Origin of the sequence: Rhodococcus sp. MALMAid1271 (genome assembly GCF_049195265.1) — a bacterium.
In the GTDB taxonomy this organism is placed as follows: Bacteria; Actinomycetota; Actinomycetes; order Mycobacteriales; family Mycobacteriaceae; genus Rhodococcoides.
This window is the reverse complement of sequence record NZ_JBMIRQ010000111.1, coordinates 31487-53025: the sequence shown is the minus strand read 5'-3', so window position 1 is coordinate 53025 and position 21539 is coordinate 31487. Positions and strand designations below refer to the sequence as shown.

Genomic DNA, 21539 nt, shown 5'->3' with positions numbered 1-21539 from the left:
CGAAGGATGAGTTCACACCTGCCGAGATCGGTCGTTCCCGAGAAGCCGAAGCCGGGCCAGGAGTCGGTCTGGGATTATCCCCGTCCGCCCAAGCTCGAGGCCTCGAACCGTTCCCTCGTCGTTCGGCTCGGCGGCGAGGTGGTGGCCCGCACCACCGCCGCGTACCGAGTTCTGGAAACAAGCCACCCGCCGACCTGGTACATCTCACCCGCCGACATCGTCCCGGGTGCGCTGACACCCTCGCAGGCCCGTTCGACTCACTGCGAGTGGAAAGGTGCCGCCACCTACTGGGACGTGCACGGCGGAGACGCCATCTCCGAGGCCGCCGGGTGGAGCTACGAGAATCCCACTTCTCGGTTCGCCGAGATTGCCGGATACCTGGCGTTCTCGCCCAGCCGCCTGGACTGCGAAATCGACGGTGAAGCGGTCCGGCCACAGGAAGGCGGGTTCTACGAGGGCTGGATCACCGACGACGTCGTCGGACCGTTCAAGGGAATCCCGGGCTCCTACGGGTGGTGACGCCTCAGCTACCGGGCAACTCGGCCCGAGCGATGATCTGAATCGAACTCGTTGCGCCCGGGTCGCTGCCGGTCACCAACACATTCCCGGTACGCGGATCCACCGCGACGGAATTGGCCTGCGTCACTGTCGGGACGTCACCCAGTGTTCGTGGAGCGGCCGGATCCGACACATCGACCACTCGCAGCACATTCGACGCTGTCAATGTCACGAACAGCAGCTGACGGTCGGAGTCCACGGCAAGCCCGTACGGGTTGCCGGGTGCGTCTATCGACGCGATCTGACGGATGCCACCGGCGGCGTCGACGGTCGCGAGAATCACTGCCCCGCCGTCGGTGTCGGCGAATCCGGCTGTCGTCTCGTTCACCGTCACCGCGTGCGTGAGTTTGACACCGATCGGGGCCTGAGCGACCTCCCGCCGCGTCGCACCGTCGTACACCCACACGCCGTTGCCCTGCACATCCGCGACGGCCGCGTACGGCCCGAGGGCGGCCACTCCACCGGGCTGGACGGGGCCCGGCGGCAGTTCCGAGACCACCGAGCCGTCGCGCAGAAATATCACGCCGCCACCCATCTCGTTGGTGGCCACGATCGTGCCGTCGGAGGTCGCAACCGCATCGTGTGGTTGCCGGCCGACACCGGTGGCGGTCGACAGGATCGCGCCATCGTCGAGCGAGACCTCGACCAGCTCGTCACTGCCCTCGAGTGGTGCCAGCACCGGACCGTCGGGCCCGGCGAGGGATAGGTGGCGCGGCGCACCGCTCGTCGAGACCATCTGTCGAACAGCTCCGGTGGCCGCGTCGAACAACACAACACCGTCGGGCCCACGGACCGCCGCTGCAGCGATCCCGGACGAGCCGACCACCACACCCTCGGGAGCACCGGGAAATGCGATGACGGTTCCGATCGGGTCGGACGATTCGGGGGCCTGCGCGGGCTCGGCCGCGGGAGTGGTTGCCGGAGTGGATGGTTCGGGAGGCGATTCGGGCGTCGAGCAACCGGCTGCCATCAGGCAGGCCGCGGCGACTGCAACCAGGCGCGCCCTCATCGTCGGTACTGCTCGAAGTGCACGGCGTCGTCGAGAGGTCGACGAGTACGCCAGCCGAAGCGCTCCAGGTCGGGTACCTCCTGAAACGATTCGACCGGACCCACACACAGCCAGGCTATCGGACGGACCGGAGCAGGGATGTCGAGCATCTGCGTCAGGTAGCCCTCGTCGTAGAACGAGACCCAGCCGACGCCGACGTTCTCGGCTATCGCTGCCAGCCACAGGTTCTCGATGGCCAGAACAGCCGAGAACAGTCCGGTGTCGTCGACGGTGTCGCGGCCCAGCACGTGCCGTCCGCCCCGGCTCGGATCATAGGTGACCACCACCCCGGTACCGCTGGACTCGATACCCTCGATCCGGATGGGATCGAATGTCTTGCGCCGTTCCGGATCGAGTTTGTCCGCGAAATCCTGCCGACAGTCCGCGACATGTGCGGCGAAAGCACGCAGCGTCTCGGGCTTACGGACCACGACGAAATCCCAGGGCTGGGTGTTGCCGACACTCGGGGCCTGATGGGCTGCGCCGAGGATGCGGCGCAGAGTCTCGTCCTCGACGACGGTACCGTCGAACTCCGCGCGCACATCGCGACGCGATCGAATCGCGGCGTATACCGACAGGGCTGCCTCGGTCATGATATCCGTTCTCCTGTAGCAGTTTTCAGATGTGCATTCACTTCGGCGACGACGGCGGGTATGCGGTGTGCCGTGCTCGGCCTGCCGAGGTGGAAACCCTGGGCCCGGCTGCAACGCAGTTCGCGCAGCGTGGTCATCGTCATCTCGTCCTCCACGCCCTCGGCGGTCACCGACAGTCCCAGCGTACGGGCGAGGTCGATGGTCGATCGGACGATGGCCGCGTGGGCTGGGCTGTGCGCCATCCCGCTGACGAAGGCTCGGTCGATTTTGAGTTCCTGTACCGGCAATCGTTCGATGTAGGCGAGTGAGCTGTACCCCGTTCCGTAGTCGTCGATGGCGACCTGCACCCCCATGGCGTGCAGTGCCGACAACACCTCGGTGGCACCCACCGGATCTGTCATGGCCGAGGTCTCGGTCACCTCGAGCGTCAACTGTTCTGCACGGCAATCGAATTCATCCAAGATGGTGCGAACCTGATCTATCAGGGTGTCGTCGAACAGGTTGCGTGTGGAAATGTTGACGGCCATCCTCAGCGGTAACCCGTCCTGCTCCCACGATGCATGCTGAGCAAGCGCCTGGGTGAGGACGTAGCGGGTCAGCGGCCTGATGAGGCCGGTGCGCTCGGCAGTGGGCAGAAATGCGCTGGGGCCAAGGACTGTGCCGTTCGGATGGTGCCATCTCAGCAACGCCTCCACGCCTACGACCGTCATCGACGCGAGATCGACTTGAGGCTGGTACAGCAGTTGCAGCTGGTCCGATTCCAGTGCGGTGGTGAGCTCGCCGAGCATGATCAGCTGCTCGCTCTTGTCTCGGTCCATCGACCGGTCGTAGAACGCAACGCGTGATTGCGTTGCCTTCGCCGCTTGGACGGCGAGGTCGGCGCGTTGCACGAGCCGGTCCGGCGTGATCTCGTCGTCCTCGGCGGCGGGAGAGTTCGATGCCACACCGACACTCGCTTCGATCAGCAGCGTCATGTTCCCCAGTTCCACCGGGGTGGCGAATCTGCGCTGAATATCGAGGGCCAGGGCGGCCGGATCCATCGAATCCGTCGGCCCGCACAGTGCGAACTCATCACCTGCCAAGCGCGCCAACATGATCGACTCGTCGACGACGCCGCGCAGACGCTCGGCGACGGCGACGAGAACACGGTCGCCGAGGCCGCGTCCGAAGGTGTCGTTGATTTCCTTGAATCGGTCGATGTCGACGGCCAGCACGGTGGTGTCGCCCGCACCTTCCCAGATTCTGTGTTCGAGGGCGCGCAGGTTGGCCAGGCCGGTGAGGTGATCGGTGTCGGCGACGGCGCGGAGCTGCACAGTTTGGGTGTGCAGCAACCGCAGCAGATCGGTGATGCGGAGGATCACGAGGATCACCAGGGCTCCTGCGGAAATCAGTACCGCCCAGCCCCATTCCGAGATGGGTTCGGCGCGGATCACCTCGATGTACATCACGATCGGAGCCGTGAGGGTCGCCGCGGTCAGCACGACCACGGTGGGAGCGGTGAACGACGCCATCAGGTGGGCGTCGGGTTCGATGTTCGGCCTGGTGATTCTCCGCATCGAAGGATGGAGTGCGGCGACTCCGGCGAGCACGTACGACAGCGTCCACCCGACGTCGAGTATCGAGCGGTCGGCGGAGGATTCGGACACGATAGCGAAGTTGGTGAGGGTGTCGGTCACCACGAGGAGCAGCACTGCAGCGGTCAGTAGCCGGTAGGACACCGCACGCCACTGATGCGAGCCGACGAAGTGGGCCAACAATCCCAGGAGGAAGATGTCCATGGCGGGGTATGCGACGTCGACGAGCCCCGCGGTTCCCGAGATGCCGCCGTCGGACAGTGCGGGCTGGACCGCGAACGTCCAGGTCAACAAACCGAATGCGACCATGACGATGGCGCTGTTGGCGACATGGCCGCGTTCGCTGGCTCGCCACTTGTGCCGAACCAGCAGGAACAGGCCGAAGCCGTACACCGGATAGCCGACGAGGTACAGCGCATCGGCGAACGACGGATACGGGACGCTGCCTTCGGTGATGTGGATCCACTCGAAGGCGATGTCGCCGAGCACCCACAGTGCGGTTCCCGCGGCGATGGTCAACCATGCCGTGTGGTTGCGCGGTCGGTGCATCCTGGTGCCGATCACGGTGGCAGCAACGGCGGAGGCTCCGACGAGTACGAACACTGATTGCGCCATGACCACGGTCGGGACGAGGAAGTAGGCGACGCAGCCGAATGCGCCGAGTACTGCGTACCACCGCCACCAGGCCGTCACGATTCTCTCCAGCCGTTCACGCCGATCCGACGGTTTCAACAATGGCACACTTGGTGATCTGGGTCACTTCGTCCAACCCGATTGCTCGGGTTGTGCCCACAGGAGTGTCGGTAGCACGTGCGAGCATGATTTCGTGGAGTCGAACAATCGGAATCCGGCGAGCATCATGCACGCCGACCTCGACTCTTTCTATGCCTCGGTGGAGCAGCGCGACGATCCTCGGCTGCGGGGTAAACCGATTATCGTCGGTGGGGGAGTGGTGCTCGCCGCCAGCTACGAGGCCAAGACGTTCGGGGTGCGCACGGCGATGAGCGGCGGTCAGGCGCGGGCGGTGTGCCCGCAGGCCATCGTGGTCCCGCCGCGTATGGAGGCGTATTCGCAGGCGAGCAAGGATGTGTTCGACGTCTTCCACGACACGACCCCGTTGGTGGAGGGCATTTCGATCGACGAGGCGTTCCTCGACGTCGGCGGCCTCCGGAATATCGCGGGCAGCGCCCTCGAGATCGGGGAACAACTGCGACGCGACGTCGCCGAGCAGGTGGGGTTACCGATCACCGTCGGCATCGCGACCACCAAGTTCTTGGCCAAGGTGGCCAGCGCCTTCGCCAAGCCCGACGGCCTGCTGCTCGTTCCGCCCGGTGGCGAACTGGAGTTTCTGCACCCGTTGAACATCGAAAGGCTCTGGGGCGTGGGTAAAGTGACCGCTCAGAAGCTGCATGTCCTCGATATCAGGACCGTTGGCGATATCGCAGCCTACGGCGAGCGGTCGTTGGCTGCGGTGCTCGGCAAGGGTGCGGGCGCACACCTGTACGCGCTGGCCATGGGCCAGGATCCGCGACGCGTCACGCCGGGGAAGTCGCGTAGTTCCATCGGCGCACAGCGAGCGCTCGGACGCGGCAGGCACGACGCGGCCGAGGTGGAGGCCTCGTTGATCGGGCTCGTCGACCGCGTCACGCACCGGATGCGTGGGGCGCAGCGAACCGGTCGAACCGTGATGTTGCGCTTGCGTTTTGCCGATTTCACCCGGGCCACCCGGTCGCATACTCTCGATCGTGCGACCGCTGACACCCAGGTCATCCTCGAGGCGGCACTGGCGTTGCTCCGCCAAGCAGCACCGCTGATCGCGGACAAGGGCATCACTCTGGTCGGTGTGACGGTGTCGAGCATCGACAAGGGCGGGTCCGAGCAATTGGAGTTGCAGTTCGACAGCAAGGCGGTGCGGACCCCGCCGGAGGCGTCAGCGCTCGATCGTGCCCTCGACGGGGTGCACAAGAAGTTCGGGTCCACCTCGCTGACCCGCGGGGTGCTGCTCGGGCGCGATCCGGGAATCTCCGTTCCGTTGCTGCCGGACTGATCAGCGGCGGATCGAGGGTCTCACGCGAAATTCGCTTGGCATCATGGTCAGTCTTTCCTGAATCCGTAGTCGGTACGAGGGATCGGCCCGCAGATCGAAGCGCTGCAGAATTGTTCCGAGGACCAGGACCGCCTCGTGGATGGCGAATTGCCTTCCGATGCAAGCTCGTTCGCCAGTTCCGAAGGGTTTGTAGACATGGGCCGGGCGAGCTTTGATGCGCTCGGGTAGAAAGTTGTCCGGGTCGAACTCGCCCGGGTGATCACCCCACACCGGATCGCGATGAAGGGCCGTCACCAGCACGACGGCCCAGTCCCCGGCGTCCATGCGGTAACCGTCGCCGATGACGGTCTGTGCTCGTGCGGCTCGGCCGAACGCGGGAACCGTAGGCCACAGCCGCAGAGACTCGTCGAGGACTCGGCGAACGTACCGGAGTTTGGGTACCTGGCCGAACTCCGGCGAGCCCGTGCCCCAGACCTCGTCGACCTCGGCGCGTGCGCGCTCGAACACCTCGGGATGCGTCGCCAAGTAGTACAACGCGAACGACAGCGCCCCCGAGGTCGTTTCGTGGCCAGCGATCAGGAATGTCAGGATCTGGTAACCGATGTTCGCTTCGCTGAGCGCATTCGGATTGTCGACATCTCGCGCTGCGTCCATCATGATCTGCAGCAGGTCGGTGAAGTCTCCGGTGGATTGCCGACGGGTGCGAACGACATCGGCGAGAACCTCGGCCAAGTACTGCTTGTTGCGGCTGTATCGACGATCCGACCGGGCGAACAGTGGCCTGGCGAACGCGGGCACCGACAGCAGTGATCGCCGCTGGTTGTAGGTCAGGGCCCCGACCATGGCGGACACGAACGGGTGTGTCTCGACGGACGCGAACGAATCGAAGCTGTAGCTGAACCCTGTTCGGCCGATGGTCTCGAGGGTCAGCTTCGTCATGTCCGAGGACACGTCGGTCGGCGAACCGTTGCGCGAGAGGCGTTCCCAGTGCTCGATCAGATCGTCCGCGACCTCGACCATGATCCGGTGGTATCCGCGCATGGCACCGGCCGTGAACGCCGGGCGGAGCAGATCATGGGCTCGTCGCCAGTTCGGTTCGTGGTTGTACGCGGTGAACAGCCCGTCGGCTCCGATGTCGCGCAGACTCTCCACTCCCGGGGGTAAGAACTTCTCGAAGCGCTTCTCGTCGCACAGTTCGCCCACCACGTCGGCACCGGAGGCGAAGACGAAGCGCCGGCCGAGGATCTGTCGCTCGAACATCGGTCCGAGCCGAGCCGCCAACGCGGTCGAATCCTGAATCGGAGTGCGCGGGTCGACGCCGACGATGTCACCGAGCACGGGAAGTCGGTGCGGTGGATGCGGGAGTGAGTAGCCCTGTGCTGCGAATCGTGTCGACATCGGCACCCCATCGAGTCGAGGCCGACTCTTGTTGAATCGGCGTCTAATAGAGACCGTACCCACTGTTGAATCCGTGTCAACTAGCATTCGAAGCCCATGACGAATCGCCGCACACGCATGACGCCCGAGCAGCGGCGTGCGCAATTGATCGAGATCGGATCGGCCCTGTTTGCCGAGCGGCCCTACGAGGACGTGTGGATCGAGGAGGTAGCCGACCTCGCGGGAGTGTCGCGAGGGTTGATGTACCACTATTTCCCGTCCAAGCGAGAGTTCTTCGTCGAGATAGTACGAACGGAATCCGAGCGCAACCTGGCCATCACGGCCCCGGACGTGTCGCTGCCGGTCCTGGAGCAGATCGCCGCCGGGCTCGACGCCTACATCGCCTACACCGACGAACACGCGCACGGCATCCGGGCCGTCAATCGAGGCGCGCTGCTCGGCGATGCCCGCATCAACGACATCCTGACGCGCGAGTTCGATATTCAGCAACAGCGCATTCTCTCCGCATTGCCCGTCGAGTTCCACGACGACGAGGTGGTTCGGGCCGCGCTACGTGGGTGGGTGGCTTTCGTGCGCGAGGTCTGTCACGACTGGGTCGAACGTCGAACGCTCGAGCGGGAACAGGTTCGCGAGCTGTGCCTGAAAGCGATTTCGGGTCTTCTCGAGGTGTGAGCTGCGGAGCTATCGTCGACGTATGTGCCGAAACATCACCACCCTGCGAGGGTTGGAACCGCATGCCACGGACGAGGAGATCGAAGCGGCCGCGCGGCAGTACGTCCGCAAGATCAGTGGCGTGCAGAAGACCTCCGACGCCACCCGTGAAGCCTTCGAGCTGGCCGTCGCCGAGGTGACCGCGACGACGCATCGCCTGCTCCACGCTCTGCCGGAGCGGCGTCAGCCCCCTCCCACGGTGCCGCCGCTGAGGCGTCCGGAAGTGCAGGCCAGGATCGCGGCCAAGGCCGGGTCCTAGAGGCGGACCTATCGAGTGCTGTCCGGAGGCACCTCGGGGAGGCCTTCGCTCACGCGCAGCTTCTCGGCCATCGAGCTGAGGAGGTTCTGAGACTCCTCGGACAGATCGAATGCCCGGGCGGACAGGCGGCGGAGGCCGTATCCCTGTAATTGGGTGAGCAATTCGAGGTCGTGATCGATCTTGGATGCGTAGATGTCGTCGAAGAAGTAGTCGGGTTTGACCTTGAAGTATGCGGCCAGGGCCGTCACCGTGTCGGCCGATGGGTTGGCCCGTTGCCCCGAACGTAGTTGCGAGATGTACGGCTTGGAGATCTGGTGGCCGCGCAGGGCGAGGTCATCGGCGACTTCGGCGTTGGTGTGCGGTTTGCGTCCGGGCGGGTGGATTGTGGCGAAGAGGTGGTTCAGACGCGCGGCGAAGTCAGGGGACATCGGGTACGTGTGTGCCTTTCTGATCTGACCGCTGCCCACCCGGGCAGATCGATCCGCCGCGGATCGAACCGGCTCATAGTAGCCGCTGCCGAGTTTCGGCAAAACTAGGGCTGACCTGCGCAAACTCGAGCGAGAACAGTACTGTTCGGTTTCTTGCACCGGCGCGTCCACGCCCCGCAGGTTCGGTTCGAACGGATGGTTTTCCGTGGAACCGTCGGCGTGAGCCCGGCCTCGGTGGCAGACTGGATCGCCAGGCGAAGGGGGTGGACATGACCGATCGTCGACGAAGGACGTTCGATTCACGAGATGGGGACGCGGAGGTGGTCGAGCCGCTGCTACGTGCGGTGCTGTCCTACGCCCCGCGGGACGAGTCGCCCACACCGCATCCGTCCGAGGGGATCGTTCTCGGAGCCGAGAACGGCTCCGGCACCATTCGGCTCGAACTCGTCATCGCGGGCGATCTCGACTCCGGAATTCCAGGTCCGTTCGGGTCCAGGTTCTACGAATGTGGCTCATTCGAAGTGATTGTGCCGCAGCGGGATCCGCGAGACGGAGCGCTGCTGATGATCCATCTGCTCGACGCGAGTGCGCCGCGAAAATTCGAGTTCGTGACCTCGATGCCGCCGTCGTGGAAACTGCGGCTCGAGTCCGACGGTTCGGTGTCGGTACTCGATGAACTCGGCGAGGCCGTGATATTCATCGGCCGCCCATGGGCCTTCGATGCCGATCTGCATCCGGTCCACGTGTACTACACCATCGAGAACGGCCTGCTGGTGCAGAACGTCCAGGCCGAGGCCGACACCGGATATCCCATCCTGATCGATCCTGATCCCGACGCGATCATCACCGGAGACGGTCGACTCGTCACCGAAGCCTGGACCCCACGGCTGGTGGCGGGCGGTGTGGTCGAGGAGGTGTCGCCGCGGTCGTTGTCGAGCTGAGCGACTACCGCGCATCGCGATTTCAGAACGGATCGTGCTGAATGTGCTCTATCGGGGTACCGACCTTGCGGAGGGCGTAGAGCGTCGTACGAACCATCGACGGTGACCCGCAGACCTGAATCTGGCGATCCGCCCACGATCCGAACTGGGTCACCACCTTGCCCACCGCGCCGTGCAATCGATGGTGCATTCCCCACGGCAATTCGCGCGGGGGACCGGAATACCACCACGGATCCTCGGACTCCTCGGTCACCGGAACGACCGTGAGCCACGGATTCGACAGCGACAACTGCCACAGTGTGTCCAGATCGTAGAGATCGCACGGATACGTACCACTGACGAAGAGGTGCACTCGCGGATTGTTGCTGCGCTGCGCCATCTCCATCACCTGCGCGCGCAACGGTGCCAGGCCGGTACCGCCCGCGATCATCAACACGTCCTCGCGGATTGCGCGATCGACGTACATCCCGCCCAACGGCGGACTGATGGACCAGCGGTCGCCGACGGCGGTCTCGGTGACCATCGCCGGAGACACCCAGCCACCGGATACGCGTCGAACATGGAACTCGATCTCGCCGTACGGGTTGCTCGGAATGGCCGGGGACAGGTAGCGCCACAGCTTGGGTCGCTGTGGAATCTGCACGCTGACGTACTGGCCGGGGAAGTAGGGAATCTCGCCGTCGGTCTTCAGCCGTACCACTGCGAGATCGTCGAGCAGGCGCTGATGTTCGACGACGGTCGCACTCCAGTAAGGCGGCAGTTCGTCGTCGTCCGCGGCGACGGCCATGGCATTGCTCACCACGGTGAGGGTGTCGTGCCAGGCCCTCTCGACCTCGTCGGTCCACACCTCGTTGCCCACGAACGTCCGGAACGCGTTGATCAGAGCCGAGCTGCCTGCACGAAAATGGGCGCCCGATATTCCGTGCTTGCGATGATCCCGGCCGAGCTGAGCGAGGAACGGCTCCACCCGGTCGGTGTCGTCGAGGTGTTCGAAGACGTACCCGAGGGCCAACACGAAATGTTCGCGCAGGGCGTCCATCGACGCGGGAAACAGCGCGCGGAAGTCGGGGTATTCGGCGAACAGGTGGGCGTAGAACGACCGCGACAAACGGGCTGGACCGTCCTCGGCCGCGATCACCGATTTGAACCCGGTACGCACCAAGGAGATCGTTCGTGCGTCGAGCAACCTCCACCCCCACTGCTTGACCTTGTCGACGGACACCAAAGTAGACCGATCGAGACCATCTCGCACGGGCTTCGCCCTCGTGCGCACGACAAGAAAGTCAGGGTTGAGCGGAACAGACTCAACTTTGCTATGGTTGTACCCAGCGACAGGCTCGAATCCCACTCTGGAAAGAAGGTGACCGGTGGACAGTTTCACTCCCACCACGAAGTCGCAGGCAGCGTTGTCCGCTGCCCTGCAGGCCGCGTCCGCGGCCGGCAACCCGGACATCCGTCCGGCACATTTGTTGGTGGCGTTGCTCGATCAGACCGACGGCATCGCCACACCGCTGCTGAAGGCCGTCGGCGTCGACCCTGCAACGGTGCGTCGAGAAGCGCAGAACCTGGTGGATCGACTGCCCTCGGCATCCGGTTCCACCACGACCCCGCAACTCGGCCGTGAAACCCTCGCCGCGATCACTGCAGCACAGCACCTGGCCACCGAACTCGACGACGAGTACGTCTCCACCGAGCATCTGATGGTCGGCTTGGCTTCGGGAAACGACGACATCGCCAAGCTCTTGACCGGCCACGGAGCTGGACCGAACGAGCTGCGTGACGCCTTTCAAGCGGTGCGGGGAAGTGCTCGGGTCACCAGCGCCGACCCGGAGAGCACCTATCAGGCCCTGGAGAAGTACAGCACCGATCTGACCGCGCTTGCCCGATCGGGAAAGCTCGATCCGGTCATCGGCCGCGACACCGAGATCAGGCGCGTCGTGCAGGTACTCTCGCGCCGCACCAAGAACAACCCGGTGCTCATCGGCGAACCCGGCGTCGGCAAGACCGCCATCGTCGAAGGGCTCGCCCAGCGGGTCGTCGCCGGTGACGTTCCGGAAAGCCTGCGGGGTAAGACCGTGGTCTCCCTCGACCTCGGTTCGATGGTTGCCGGAGCGAAGTTCCGCGGTGAATTCGAAGAACGGCTCAAGGCGGTGCTCGACGACATCAAGAACTCCGCAGGCCAGGTGATCACGTTCATCGACGAGCTGCACACCATCGTCGGTGCCGGAGCGACCGGTGAATCGGCGATGGACGCGGGAAACATGATCAAGCCCATGCTTGCGCGCGGCGAACTGCGGCTGGTCGGTGCGACGACGCTCGAGGAGTACCGCAAGTACATCGAGAAGGACGCTGCCCTCGAACGTCGCTTCCAGCAGGTCTACGTCGGCGAGCCCTCGGTCGAGGACACCGTCGGCATCCTGCGCGGACTCAAGGAACGCTACGAGGTGCACCACGGCGTGCGGATCACCGACTCCGCACTGGTCGCCGCGGCCACGCTCAGTGACCGGTACATCACCGCACGCTTCCTGCCGGACAAGGCCATCGACCTGGTCGACGAGGCGGCATCGCGACTGCGCATGGAGATCGACTCACGACCGGTCGAGATCGACGAAGTGGAACGGGCCGTGCGTCGCCTCGAGATCGAGGAGATGGCGCTGGCGAAGGAGACCGACGACGCGTCGAAGGCGCGGCTGGACAAGCTCCGTCAGGAGTTGGCCGATCTGCAAGAGAAGCTCGCCGGTCTGAGCACGCGCTGGCAGAACGAGAAGGGTGCCATCGACTCGGTGCGGGCACTGAAGGAGGAACTCGAGAATCTACGCGGTGAATCCGACCGGGCGGAGCGCGACGGCGATCTCGGCAAGGCCGCCGAGCTGCGGTACGGACGCATCCCGACGCTCGAGAAGGAGCTCGCTGCCAAGACCGAGGCCTCGTCCGCGCAGGGCGAGGTGATGCTCAAGGAAGAGGTCGGTCCCGACGACGTCGCCGATGTCGTGGCGGCTTGGACGGGAATTCCGGCGGGCCGGATGCTCGAAGGCGAGACGGCCAAGCTGCTTCGGATGGAAGACGAACTCGGCAAGCGAGTCGTCGGACAGAAGGACGCGGTACAGGCGGTGTCCGACGCCGTCCGACGCTCCCGCGCCGGGGTGGCCGATCCCAACCGCCCGACGGGGTCGTTCCTGTTCCTCGGTCCCACCGGTGTCGGTAAGACCGAGCTCGCGAAGGCGTTGGCGGAGTTCCTCTTCGACGACGAACGCGCGATGGTGCGGATCGACATGAGCGAGTACAGCGAGAAGCATGCCGTTGCTCGCCTCGTCGGTGCGCCTCCGGGCTACGTCGGCTACGAGGCCGGCGGGCAGTTGACCGAGGCGGTGCGCAGGCGTCCGTACACGGTGGTGCTGTTCGACGAGGTCGAAAAGGCGCATGCCGATGTGTTCGACATCCTGCTCGCCGTGCTCGACGAGGGCAGGCTCACCGACGGTCAGGGGCGGACGGTCGACTTCCGCAACACGATCCTGATCCTCACCTCCAACCTCGGTGCAGGCGGCACCAAGGAGCAGGTGATGGATGCGGTGCGGCGCTCGTTCAAGCCCGAGTTCGTCAACCGTCTCGACGACGTCGTGGTGTTCGACGCCCTGTCCGAGGACCAGCTCGAGTCGATCGTCGACATCCAGCTCGGCTTCCTCGCCACGCGGCTGGCGGCTCGTCGCCTGACGTTGGAGGTGTCGTCGCCGGCGAAGATGTGGCTGGCGGTGCGTGGTTACGATCCGCTGTACGGTGCTCGGCCACTGCGTCGGCTGATCCAGCAGGCGATCGGGGACCAACTGGCGAAGCTGCTGCTCGCCGGCGATGTTCACGACGGCGACGTGGTCTCGGTCAACGTCAGCCCGGACGGCGAACAGCTGATCCTGGGTTAGTCACCAGGGACGACACGGCCCACACGAGCTCGGCTCGTGTGGGCCGTTTCATGCCGCCACCTGCGGGCTACCGGGTAGGTACCCTCGAGGAATGACGAATCCGGACGAACCGCGGTCCGCTCGCGAGCGCGATCAGGACGCGGCGCATCAGCCGGAGTCGGCACAGCCTCAGGACGAGAGCGGGCCGCACCCCGGTGCCCAGCAGTACCCCGATGCCCAGCAGTATCCCGATGACGCTCATCCCACCGAGGTGTATCCGACTCAGGCCTATGGAAGTCCGGGTTACCAGAACCCCGCGTACCAGAACCCCGGGTACCAGAACCCTGCTTACCAGGACCCCGCGTACCAGGACCCGACCGGCCAGAATCCGGACCCGCCCGCCTATCCGCCGGGCTACAACCCGACGCAAGCCCTCCCGCCGTACGATCCCGACCAGCACGCTGCGGCCAACCAGGCCTACGGCCAGACTCAGCAGTTCGGACAGACACAGCAATACGGCCAGCCCCAGCAGTACGGCCACACTCAGCAGTTCGGCCAGCCCCAGCAGTACGGCCAGCCCCCGCCGTACGGAGCTGCGCCCGGAGCGGAGCAGCAGGGCACAGCGGAGCAGCAGGGCACAGCGGAGCAAGAAGGCACAGGCAGCAAGGGGCCTCGCCCGTGGGTGCTGGCACTGATCGGCCTCGTCGTGCTGGTCATCGTCGTCACGTTCGGAATTGCTTTCCTCAGTGGCGGCTCGGACGATTCCAGCAGCGTCGCCGCCGCTCCGTCCACGTCGATCCGGCCGAGCACGTCCAGTGCTCCGACGACCACCCCACAGCCAACCGAAACGGGTACGACCACCACACCAGGGCTGATCCCAGGGGGAATTCCCGAGATTCTCGGTCAACTCGGTTCGGCCGTGGGCACCATCACCGCGAACGACGGTTCGACGTTGACCATCAACGGACTCGACGGTGCTCCGGTGACGGTGCAGACCACTGCGCAGACCCAGATCATTTCGCTCAGTGGTGGTGATGTGGCGTCGTTGACGGTCGGCGCGGGGGTCGTGGTGCAGGGCGAGTCGGTCGAGGACGGAACGATCCGCGCGAACGTCATCATCGAAGCCCCGAACTTCGGCGGGTAGGCAACCGAGGTACTCGTAGGGATCGTTCACAGGACCTGGCGGTGGTGGGCGGAGATGGTGTGGATGTCGATTAAGGTGGTTCCCGATGACGGCAATGTGGTTCGGCCTTGCGGCGATTGCACTGATAGGTGCAGTGGCGCTGCTCTACATCGACAGGTCCAAGCGAGATCAGTCCGGGCGGTTGCGGCAGATGTGGGCCAAGGCGCAGGGATACGAGTATCGAGCGCATGATCGAGAACTGGTCACCAGGTTCTCTCGTGCGGCCCTGGCCAAGCCTGAATTCGACGTGGCTCTCGGCGTGGTGACGGGAGTTCGGCGCGGTGAGGAGTTCGTACTCTTCGACGTCGAGGAGACGGGCACCATCGTGGCCGTGCAGCGCTCGGTTGGTTCGGATGTCGATATAGATCTGCGCCCGAGGTCGACGCCACCGCCGCGCGAGGAAGACATGGAACTGCTCGGGTCCATCGGTCCCCGGGTGGTCTTCGCTACCGATGTCGATATCGCTCGTCGTGTCTGCGACCAACGAATGGCTGCGTTCACCGAGTCCATTCCGGCAAATTTGCAGCTGCTGTGGAGCGAGCAGGACTGGACGCTCGGATCGCTGCCGCTCGGCAGTTCGGGACGCGACTGGGATGCGGCGATCGACGCTGTGGCGCGACTGTCGGGCATGTTGCACGTGTTGCCTCCGGTGCGTGGCAGCGCGGTGTACGGTGCTCGTGCGGGCGGCGAGCCGGGCCGTGATCGTTCGGACCCGGGCAGGCCGCTGGTCAAGGAGCCCCGCGATCGGCAGGCCGAGCAGCCGCAGAACAGTGGCCCGAGGGCGCCGGAGTCCGGTGTCCAGGGTCCTCGAGACCCGGAGCCGCGGGTCGCCGAGCCCAGAACACCCGATCCGCGGGTTCGACCGCCGCGCGTGTCGGATGCGCGCCCCCAAGCGGAGCGCCCTCAAGCAGTGCGCCCTCAAGCGGTCCGCCCTCAGGCGGTGCGGCCCCAGGAGCCCGTTACTTGGGATCCCGATCGCAGGCCTCGTCCTCCCCGGCCGGATTCGGCCGGCCCACAGAGCGAGCGGTCCGCGAGCCCGCCGCGGTCGGTGCCGCGTCCGCCCGCCTCGCGTCCCATTCCGTTCGATGCGGAGCGTCGACGCAAGCAGCCCTGATGTCGTTCGGGCGTGTTGACGGCCCCGGCAGCGTCGAGACGACTAAATTCGTACCTCGTGACGGTTTCTGTGCTTGTAGCAATCCTGGTGTTGGTGATCGCCGTGGTCGTGTACGTCGCCGGCTCGGTGCGTCGCCTCGGTCGGTACCGCGAGCAGACTGTGCAGAGTCTGCATCTGGTGGACGTCGAGATCGAACGGCGTCACGCGCAGCTGGTTCCGTTTCTCGATGCCGCTGAGGAATCCGGGCTGTCCGCCGACTTGCTGCTGCAACTGAGCGGTGCCCGCTCGTGGTCCAAGGCCGTGCGTGAGCGTGGACTCGGTCTGCAGACGCAGGCCGCCGCCGAGAACGCATTGTCCGCCGCATTTCACTCGGTTCTCGCGGAAGCAGACGCGGGCCGTAACGTATTGGGGAACTGGGCCTTTCAGGGGCCAGCGGGCGAGCTGATCGTCACCGAGCGGCGAATCGCAGGCGCAGTGCGGGTGTACAACGACACTGCGTATCGGCTGTCGCGGGCCGTCGGCACCTTTCCGTCCTCGATCGTTGCCAAGTCTCGCTCGGTGTCTGCGCCCGAACCGTTCGTGGAGACCAGGGAGCAGTCCGACGAGCAGCGGTCGGTCCAGGCGGTCGCGTAGAGGCCCGGTCGTACCGGGTTCGACGGGGACAGTGGAGCCGGCAGCAACGGCCGGCGTGTCCGGTGGGTAAGTTCGTACCGACTCATCGAAAATCCGTGTGCGACGAGAGGAACCCGATCATGGCCGACAGTGCCGCGAATTCGGCTCGGCAAGAACTTGCCGATTTGGTGAAGGAGCTGGCCGTCGTGCACGGAAAGGTCACGTTGTCCTCGGGCAAGGAAGCCGACTACTACGTCGATCTTCGGCGCGCGACGCTGCATCATCGGGCGGGTGCGTTGATCGGTTCGTTGATGCGTGAGCTGGTCGCCGATTGGGACTTTGCGTCCGTCGGCGGGTTGACCATGGGTGCCGACCCGGTTGCGATGTCGATCATGCATGCCCAGGGGCGTCCGATCGACGCGTTCGTGGTGCGCAAGGCAGCCAAGGCGCACGGCATGCAGCGTCAGATCGAGGGGCCGGACATCGTCGGCAAACGTGTTCTGGTGGTGGAGGATACGACGACCACCGGCAATTCGCCCCTCACCGCGGTCCAGGCGCTGCGGGACGCTGGTGCGACCGTCGTCGGGGTGGCCACTGTGGTGGACCGGGCGACCGGGGCGGACGAGGTCATCGCTGCCGAGGGTCTCGAATATCGTTCCTTGCTCGGTTTGTCGGACCTCGGCCTGTGACCGGGGCCCGACGAACCGCTCGCTGAACAACCGCTCGCTGAACAACCGCTCGCTGACGAACCGCTCGCTAACGAACCAGTTGCGCGACGACGACGTAGTTGTCGTCGGTGGGTTCGCCGCCCTGTACATCGCAGTTGGCCAGGATCAGTCGTCCCGGCACCGAGCGTCTGAGTTCGTTGTCGGCCAACAATGATCCCTTGGACAGGGGCCCGACGGATTCGACCGTGTACTCGAGAACGCCGTTGGCCGTGCGTAATACGACGGTGTCCCCGGGCGTCACCACCCGCAAGGCCTTGAACGGAGCGTCACGCTTCGAGTAGTTGTGTCCGGCAACAACTACCGTTTGTTCGGTGCTGGTTCCCGGCATACCGCTCTCGGCCCACCAGGCCGGCAATTCGTCCACCGGATTCAGTACCTGACCGCTCTCGCCGCCGCGGTAGAGCGGATCGGGATGGATAGGGCTGCTCAGATAGGTCGTGCCGTCCGAGGATCGAAGCTCGATGTGTTCCGGCGCAGCGGGAGCGATATCGTTCGCCGGGGCAGCCACCGAAATCTGTGACTGCACCGGCGATCGATCAGGTGCGGCGATCCCGACTTCGTCACTCGCGCAACCTGATACGAGTAGAACGAAGGTCAGGATCGCCGCCGACAACCAGCAGGTGTTACGAGGTGGCATCGGTGGAGTTGCGGCGACGCAGGTAGAACGCTCCACCCGCAGCGGCCACGACGACCACGCCGACGCCCGCGAGAATGGCCGGGGTGTTGGAGGAGCTGTCGGAGCCGCCCGAGGCCTCGTCGGAGGAGTCGCCGAGGGCCAGATCGACCGGCGGCAGATTGCCGGCAACACTGACGACGCCGTTGTCGTCGGTGGTGAAGTAGTCCGCGACGGTGAACGACCCGTCCTCGTTCTTGACGCCGATCAGGGAGACCCCTGTCTCGTCGACGACCACGGTGTTCTCGTCGACCTCGGTAACCGGAACATCGTCACGGACGGTGTCGCCGAGATTGATCGTCCACTCGAACTTCGGTCCGCTCGCGGCCAGTTCGGCTGCTGCAGCCTTCAGTTCGGCCTCGGCCTCGGCTTTCTCGTCTGCGGTCGCCTTGGCTGTTGCCGCGTCGTCCTGGGCGGTCTTCAGCGCTGCGGCGGCCGCGGCGGCCTTCTCCTCGGCTGCGGCGGCGGCCTCGGTCTTGGCTTGCAGGTCTTCGTCTGCGGCCTCGGCTGCGGCGTTCGCGTCCGCCAGTGCCTGCGCAGCCTGATCGGCTGTCGTCTGCAGGTCGGCGATGTCGGCGTCGGACGGTGCCGCGTCGAGTGCGGCCTGGGCTGCGGCAGCTGCCTCGGCCTTGGCATCGGCATCGGCCTTGGCCGAGTCGGCGGCTGTCCTTGCCTCGGCTGCCGCCTTCTGGGATTCGGTCTGCTCGCCCGCCGCGGCCTCAGCTGCTGCTTGAAGGTTCTTGGCGTTCTGCTCGGCCATAGCGGCCACTGCGGCTGCAGTCTGTGCTTCGACGTGCAGAGCGAGCGACTTGGCCGCGGTGGCAGCTGCGGCCCTGGTGGCAGCTGCGATCTTGGCGACGTTGAAGGTCTTGAAGGAGTCCTGCAATGCCTGCGCCGCGTCTTCGACCGCCTTGTTCGACGCCTCCGCTTCTGCCTGCGCGCTGGCGGCGAGTTCGGCCTTGGCGTCTGCGTCGGCGCGAGCGGCGGCGGCCGCTGCGGTGGCTTCGGGGTCGCCGGAGACGGCCTCGGCTTCGAGTTCGACGGCGATCTGCTCGGCGGCGGCAGCGTCGGCTGCGGCCTGGTCTGCCGCGGACTTGGTCTCTTCGGCCTTGTTCTGCAAGTCCTGCACATCACTCTTGGCCGCGGTGACCGCGGCACTGGCAGCCGCGCTGGCAACTCCGGCGGCCTTGGCCTCTGCGGCAGCGGTCTTGGCCTTGACGTCTGCCTCGGCTGCGGCGACCTCGGCCTTGGTGGCGTCGTTGCTCGCGGTGGCCTCGGCCGCCTTGGCGGTCTCGAGTCGCACCTGAGCGGCTGCGGATGCAGCGGCTGCATCCTTGCTCTGTGCTTCGGCGTCGGTGATCGCCTTCTTCTCGGCATCCGAGAGCTGTGGGATGACGTCGAGATTGACCGTCGCTGTTCCGTCCTCGTTGAAGACGACGCCACCGGTCACCTGCGGCAACGGGCGGATGGCGGACGGGGTCTCGGGAGCCGGAACCGCAGCGGCGGCTGCCGCTGCTGCATCTTCTGGGGAGACCGCAGGGGCTGGTGCTTCGACCTGCCCGTCGGCGGTGGCCGATCCTTCGACGGCTGCACCGTTTTCGCCGGTGGGAGTTCCGGACTCGGTATCGCCCTCGGTGGGAGGCTGCTCGACGGCGGAGCTTCCGGGCGTCGTGGGCTGCTGGGCACTGGCGATTGCCGGTGCGGCGATGGAGAGGGACAGTGCCATGGCGGCCCCGGCAGCGGCGAGGCGCGCCTTCTTGGACCTGGCGATCGACTTGTGCGACATGGAGATGGTGGCCCTTCGGTCGGTGGCAGCATCGTGCTGCGCGCACTCGTCCTCCCGCGCGGAACGAGTGTTGTTGGTGAGTCACACGAACAAGCGTGATCCCGGAACCGTAAACCAACCGGACGGTCCAACAAACCGAAAAGCCCTTTACCAGTCGTTTGGTTATAAAAGTGTTACGTATGGGGTCAATGTGACGAAAGGGGTTGCCGATGCGGCGCGACGCCCGAGATCGGTGATCTCGGCCGTCGTCGATGCCTGTTCGATCGGGCGGATCAGTCCCCCACGGTCACCGCGCGCGCCTCGTCGATGCTGTGTGGCGCAGGATCGTGATCGTCGACGTGCGCCAGAACAGTGCGGCCGGTGGACAGCACGATGATCGCGAGCAGTGTGCACACGGCACCCACCCAGAACGGCACATGCATGTTCGACTCGCCCAGCTTTCCGGCCAGGTACGGCGCGGCAGCGCCACCGACGAAACGAACGAAGCTGTACGCCGCCGATGCCGTAGAACGCTCCACCGGTGCCGAGATCATCACGGTCTCGGTGATCAAGGTGTTGTTGACGCCGAGGAACAACCCGGCGACGACGGTTCCCACGATCAGGACGGTCTTGTTCTCCGTGAACAGCGCCATCACGCCCAGATCGACGGCGAACAGCAGCAGCGAGAGCATCATCATGTTCAGCGTTCCGTAGGCACGCTGCAGCTTCGGTGCGATGAACACCGAGGCCACCGCAAGGCACAGGCCCCAGCCGAAGAAGATGAAACCGATCGAGTACGTGCCCATGTCCAGCGGGAACGGTGTGTACGCGAGCAGGGTGAAGAAGCCGTAGTTGTAGAGCAGAGCGGTGATGCCCACGGTCAATAGTCCGCGGTGCCTGAGCGCGCGAAACGGATCGAGGATCGACGTGGTGCGCGCGGGCTTGGGGGTGTCCGGGAGCATGACGATCAGCAGGATGAACGCGATGGCCATCAAGGCGGCGACGCCGAAGAACGGCCCGCGCCAGCTGAACCCGCCGAGAACACCGCCGACGAGGGGGCCGGTCGCGATGCCGATTCCCAGTGCTGCCTCGTAGAGAATGATCGCCCGCGCGACCCCACCGGATGCAGCGCCGACGATCGTCGACAGCGCAGTCGCGATGAACAGGGCGTTGCCGAGTCCCCAACCGGCGCGGAAACCGATGATCTCGCCGACCGATCCGGACGTGCCTGCGAGAGCAGCGAATACGACGATGATCGCCAAGCCGACCAGCAGGGTGCGCTTGGGTCCGAAACGGCTGGACACCACTCCCGTGATCAGCATTGCGACACCGGTGACGAGCATGTAGCTGGTGAACAGCAAGGACACCTGAGACGGTGAGGCGTCGAGCTGCTCGCCGATGGGTTTGAGGATGGGGTCGACCAGGCCGATGCCCATGAAGGCGATGACGCTGGCGAACGCGACGGCCCATACCGCGCGCGGCTGTTTCAGCAGGCTGTCGGGGGACGTGCTCGTGGTCACGACAGGGTTCCTCTCGTTGTGCGATCGACGGGTTCGAGGATGCTACGCAGCTCGCTCAGACCGTCGGTCAGTTTCTGAATCTGTTCTGGGTCACGGTCGGACAGGTACGGCACCAGGCCGTCGACGATGTGGCGTCGACTCGCGGCGAGCCATCGGTGGCCTGCCTCGGTCATCTCGACGAGAACGGCGCGCGAGTCCTCGGGATCGGGTCTCCTGGTGACGAGGTCGGCCGTGTTCAGCTTGGCGAGCAGTGCCGTCGCCGATGGTTGGGAGCAGCGGTCCAGCTCGGCGAAGGTGCTGATGCGCAGGGGCTGGTACTCCTCGAGCAGCGACAGGGCGCGCATCCAGGCGCGGGGCCATTCGTCACTGCCGAACCGTGCGGCCAATCGGACGAAGCGTGACGAACTGGTGACCAGCTGCGAGAGCAGGTCCCGGATGATGTCGTCGTCGTGGCTCACCGATTTATTGTTACATACTCTAACTATCTATCACAA

Annotated in this window: 20 protein-coding genes; 10 read left to right on the top strand and 10 right to left on the bottom strand. The window is 65.3% G+C overall.

The genetic code is table 11. The features are described 5' to 3' along the window. Positions 1-6: 6 nt before the first annotated feature. Positions 7-519 (top strand): DUF427 domain-containing protein, encoded by a 513-nt coding sequence (locus ACOQFP_RS21390; protein WP_421585464.1) that lies wholly within the window; start codon positions 7-9, stop codon positions 517-519. A gap of 4 nt (positions 520-523) precedes the next feature. On the opposite strand, the gene ACOQFP_RS21385 is transcribed toward ACOQFP_RS21390, so the two are convergent. From ACOQFP_RS21385 to ACOQFP_RS21375, 3 genes are read right to left on the bottom strand one after another with little or no spacing between them, the layout of a single operon-like run. Next, on the bottom strand, positions 524-1567 hold the full coding sequence (locus ACOQFP_RS21385) for a hypothetical protein (protein WP_421585463.1): 1044 nt from the start codon (positions 1565-1567) through the stop codon (positions 524-526). Then, complete coding sequence (gene bluB, locus ACOQFP_RS21380; protein ID WP_341244701.1) at positions 1564-2184, bottom strand: 5,6-dimethylbenzimidazole synthase; 621 nt, start codon at positions 2182-2184, stop codon at positions 1564-1566. Before bluB ends, ACOQFP_RS21385 begins: the two co-directional genes overlap by 4 nt. Positions 2185-2195: 11 nt before the next feature. Next, complete coding sequence (locus ACOQFP_RS21375) at positions 2196-4466, bottom strand: putative bifunctional diguanylate cyclase/phosphodiesterase (RefSeq protein ID WP_421585462.1); 2271 nt, start codon at positions 4464-4466, stop codon at positions 2196-2198. A gap of 133 nt (positions 4467-4599) precedes the next feature. Between ACOQFP_RS21375 and dinB the strand changes: the two genes are divergently transcribed. Beyond that, positions 4600-5820 (top strand): DNA polymerase IV, encoded by a 1221-nt coding sequence (dinB, locus tag ACOQFP_RS21370; RefSeq protein ID WP_421585461.1) that lies wholly within the window; start codon positions 4600-4602, stop codon positions 5818-5820. On the opposite strand, the gene ACOQFP_RS21365 is transcribed toward dinB, so the two are convergent. Beyond that, a complete protein-coding gene (locus ACOQFP_RS21365) occupies positions 5821-7218 on the bottom strand; it encodes a cytochrome P450 (RefSeq protein ID WP_421585460.1) in 1398 nt (465 codons plus the stop codon). Between the two features lie 96 nt (positions 7219-7314). On the opposite strand from ACOQFP_RS21365, the gene ACOQFP_RS21360 reads away from it, so the two are divergent. Both ACOQFP_RS21360 and ACOQFP_RS21355 read left to right on the top strand, forming a co-directional pair. Continuing rightward, positions 7315-7890 (top strand): TetR/AcrR family transcriptional regulator, encoded by a 576-nt coding sequence (locus tag ACOQFP_RS21360; RefSeq protein ID WP_206488828.1) that lies wholly within the window; start codon positions 7315-7317, stop codon positions 7888-7890. Between the two features lie 22 nt (positions 7891-7912). Next, on the top strand, positions 7913-8188 hold the full coding sequence (locus ACOQFP_RS21355; RefSeq protein WP_341244693.1) for a DUF2277 domain-containing protein: 276 nt from the start codon (positions 7913-7915) through the stop codon (positions 8186-8188). Positions 8189-8196: 8 nt separating this feature from the next. On the opposite strand, the gene ACOQFP_RS21350 is transcribed toward ACOQFP_RS21355, so the two are convergent. Beyond that, on the bottom strand, positions 8197-8616 hold the full coding sequence (locus ACOQFP_RS21350) for a helix-turn-helix domain-containing protein (RefSeq protein WP_421585459.1): 420 nt from the start codon (positions 8614-8616) through the stop codon (positions 8197-8199). Between the two features lie 269 nt (positions 8617-8885). Here ACOQFP_RS21350 and ACOQFP_RS21345 point away from each other — a divergent pair, with 269 nt between their 5' ends. Continuing rightward, a complete protein-coding gene (locus ACOQFP_RS21345; RefSeq protein WP_421585458.1) occupies positions 8886-9557 on the top strand; it encodes a hypothetical protein in 672 nt (223 codons plus the stop codon). Between the two features lie 22 nt (positions 9558-9579). Here ACOQFP_RS21345 and ACOQFP_RS21340 read toward each other — a convergent pair whose 3' ends face one another. Next, positions 9580-10743: a globin domain-containing protein gene (locus tag ACOQFP_RS21340; RefSeq protein ID WP_421585495.1), complete on the bottom strand. Its 1164-nt coding sequence runs from the start codon at positions 10741-10743 to the stop codon at positions 9580-9582. A gap of 181 nt (positions 10744-10924) precedes the next feature. On the opposite strand from ACOQFP_RS21340, the gene clpB reads away from it, so the two are divergent. From clpB to pyrE, 5 genes are all read left to right on the top strand, one after another. After that, the gene (gene clpB, locus ACOQFP_RS21335) at positions 10925-13471 is read left to right on the top strand and encodes an ATP-dependent chaperone ClpB (protein WP_206488832.1); all 2547 of its coding nucleotides are present in this window, start codon (positions 10925-10927) and stop codon (positions 13469-13471) included. A 91-nt stretch (positions 13472-13562) separates the two neighbouring features. Further along, positions 13563-14594 (top strand): DUF5666 domain-containing protein, encoded by a 1032-nt coding sequence (locus ACOQFP_RS21330; RefSeq protein ID WP_421585457.1) that lies wholly within the window; start codon positions 13563-13565, stop codon positions 14592-14594. 85 nt (positions 14595-14679) lie between these two features. Beyond that, complete coding sequence (locus tag ACOQFP_RS21325) at positions 14680-15747, top strand: hypothetical protein (protein ID WP_421585456.1); 1068 nt, start codon at positions 14680-14682, stop codon at positions 15745-15747. Positions 15748-15804: 57 nt separating this feature from the next. Beyond that, positions 15805-16380 carry a LemA family protein gene (locus ACOQFP_RS21320; RefSeq protein ID WP_421585455.1) on the top strand — a complete coding sequence of 192 codons (576 nt, stop codon included), beginning with the start codon at positions 15805-15807 and terminating at the stop codon, positions 16378-16380. A 119-nt stretch (positions 16381-16499) separates the two neighbouring features. Next, the gene (gene pyrE, locus ACOQFP_RS21315) at positions 16500-17048 is read left to right on the top strand and encodes an orotate phosphoribosyltransferase (RefSeq protein WP_206488836.1); all 549 of its coding nucleotides are present in this window, start codon (positions 16500-16502) and stop codon (positions 17046-17048) included. A 67-nt stretch (positions 17049-17115) separates the two neighbouring features. On the opposite strand, the gene ACOQFP_RS21310 is transcribed toward pyrE, so the two are convergent. The 4 genes from ACOQFP_RS21310 to ACOQFP_RS21295 all read right to left on the bottom strand — a co-directional run bounded on the left by ACOQFP_RS21310 (position 17116) and on the right by ACOQFP_RS21295 (position 21503). Further along, on the bottom strand, positions 17116-17613 hold the full coding sequence (locus tag ACOQFP_RS21310; RefSeq protein ID WP_421585454.1) for a class F sortase: 498 nt from the start codon (positions 17611-17613) through the stop codon (positions 17116-17118). A 97-nt stretch (positions 17614-17710) separates the two neighbouring features. After that, positions 17711-19546: a hypothetical protein gene (locus ACOQFP_RS21305; RefSeq protein WP_421585453.1), complete on the bottom strand. Its 1836-nt coding sequence runs from the start codon at positions 19544-19546 to the stop codon at positions 17711-17713. A gap of 272 nt (positions 19547-19818) precedes the next feature. Then, on the bottom strand, positions 19819-21045 hold the full coding sequence (locus tag ACOQFP_RS21300) for an MFS transporter (protein ID WP_341244756.1): 1227 nt from the start codon (positions 21043-21045) through the stop codon (positions 19819-19821). Continuing rightward, positions 21042-21503 carry a MarR family winged helix-turn-helix transcriptional regulator gene (locus ACOQFP_RS21295; RefSeq protein WP_421585452.1) on the bottom strand — a complete coding sequence of 154 codons (462 nt, stop codon included), beginning with the start codon at positions 21501-21503 and terminating at the stop codon, positions 21042-21044. Before ACOQFP_RS21295 ends, ACOQFP_RS21300 begins: the two co-directional genes overlap by 4 nt. Between the last annotated feature and the right edge of the window lie 36 nt (positions 21504-21539).

Coding starts and splice junctions, on each gene's coding strand:
- ACOQFP_RS21390 (WP_421585464.1), top strand. CDS start 7: ATGAGTTCACACCTGCCGAGATCGGTCGTTCCCGAGAAGCCGAAGCCG.
- ACOQFP_RS21385 (WP_421585463.1), bottom strand. CDS start 1,567: ATGAGGGCGCGCCTGGTTGCAGTCGCCGCGGCCTGCCTGATGGCAGCC.
- ACOQFP_RS21365 (WP_421585460.1), bottom strand. CDS start 7,218: ATGTCGACACGATTCGCAGCACAGGGCTACTCACTCCCGCATCCACCG.
- ACOQFP_RS21360 (WP_206488828.1), top strand. CDS start 7,315: ATGACGAATCGCCGCACACGCATGACGCCCGAGCAGCGGCGTGCGCAA.
- ACOQFP_RS21355 (WP_341244693.1), top strand. CDS start 7,913: ATGTGCCGAAACATCACCACCCTGCGAGGGTTGGAACCGCATGCCACG.
- ACOQFP_RS21350 (WP_421585459.1), bottom strand. CDS start 8,616: ATGTCCCCTGACTTCGCCGCGCGTCTGAACCACCTCTTCGCCACAATC.
- ACOQFP_RS21345 (WP_421585458.1), top strand. CDS start 8,886: ATGACCGATCGTCGACGAAGGACGTTCGATTCACGAGATGGGGACGCG.
- ACOQFP_RS21330 (WP_421585457.1), top strand. CDS start 13,563: ATGACGAATCCGGACGAACCGCGGTCCGCTCGCGAGCGCGATCAGGAC.
- ACOQFP_RS21325 (WP_421585456.1), top strand. CDS start 14,680: ATGACGGCAATGTGGTTCGGCCTTGCGGCGATTGCACTGATAGGTGCA.
- pyrE (WP_206488836.1), top strand. CDS start 16,500: ATGGCCGACAGTGCCGCGAATTCGGCTCGGCAAGAACTTGCCGATTTG.
- ACOQFP_RS21305 (WP_421585453.1), bottom strand. CDS start 19,546: ATGTCGCACAAGTCGATCGCCAGGTCCAAGAAGGCGCGCCTCGCCGCT.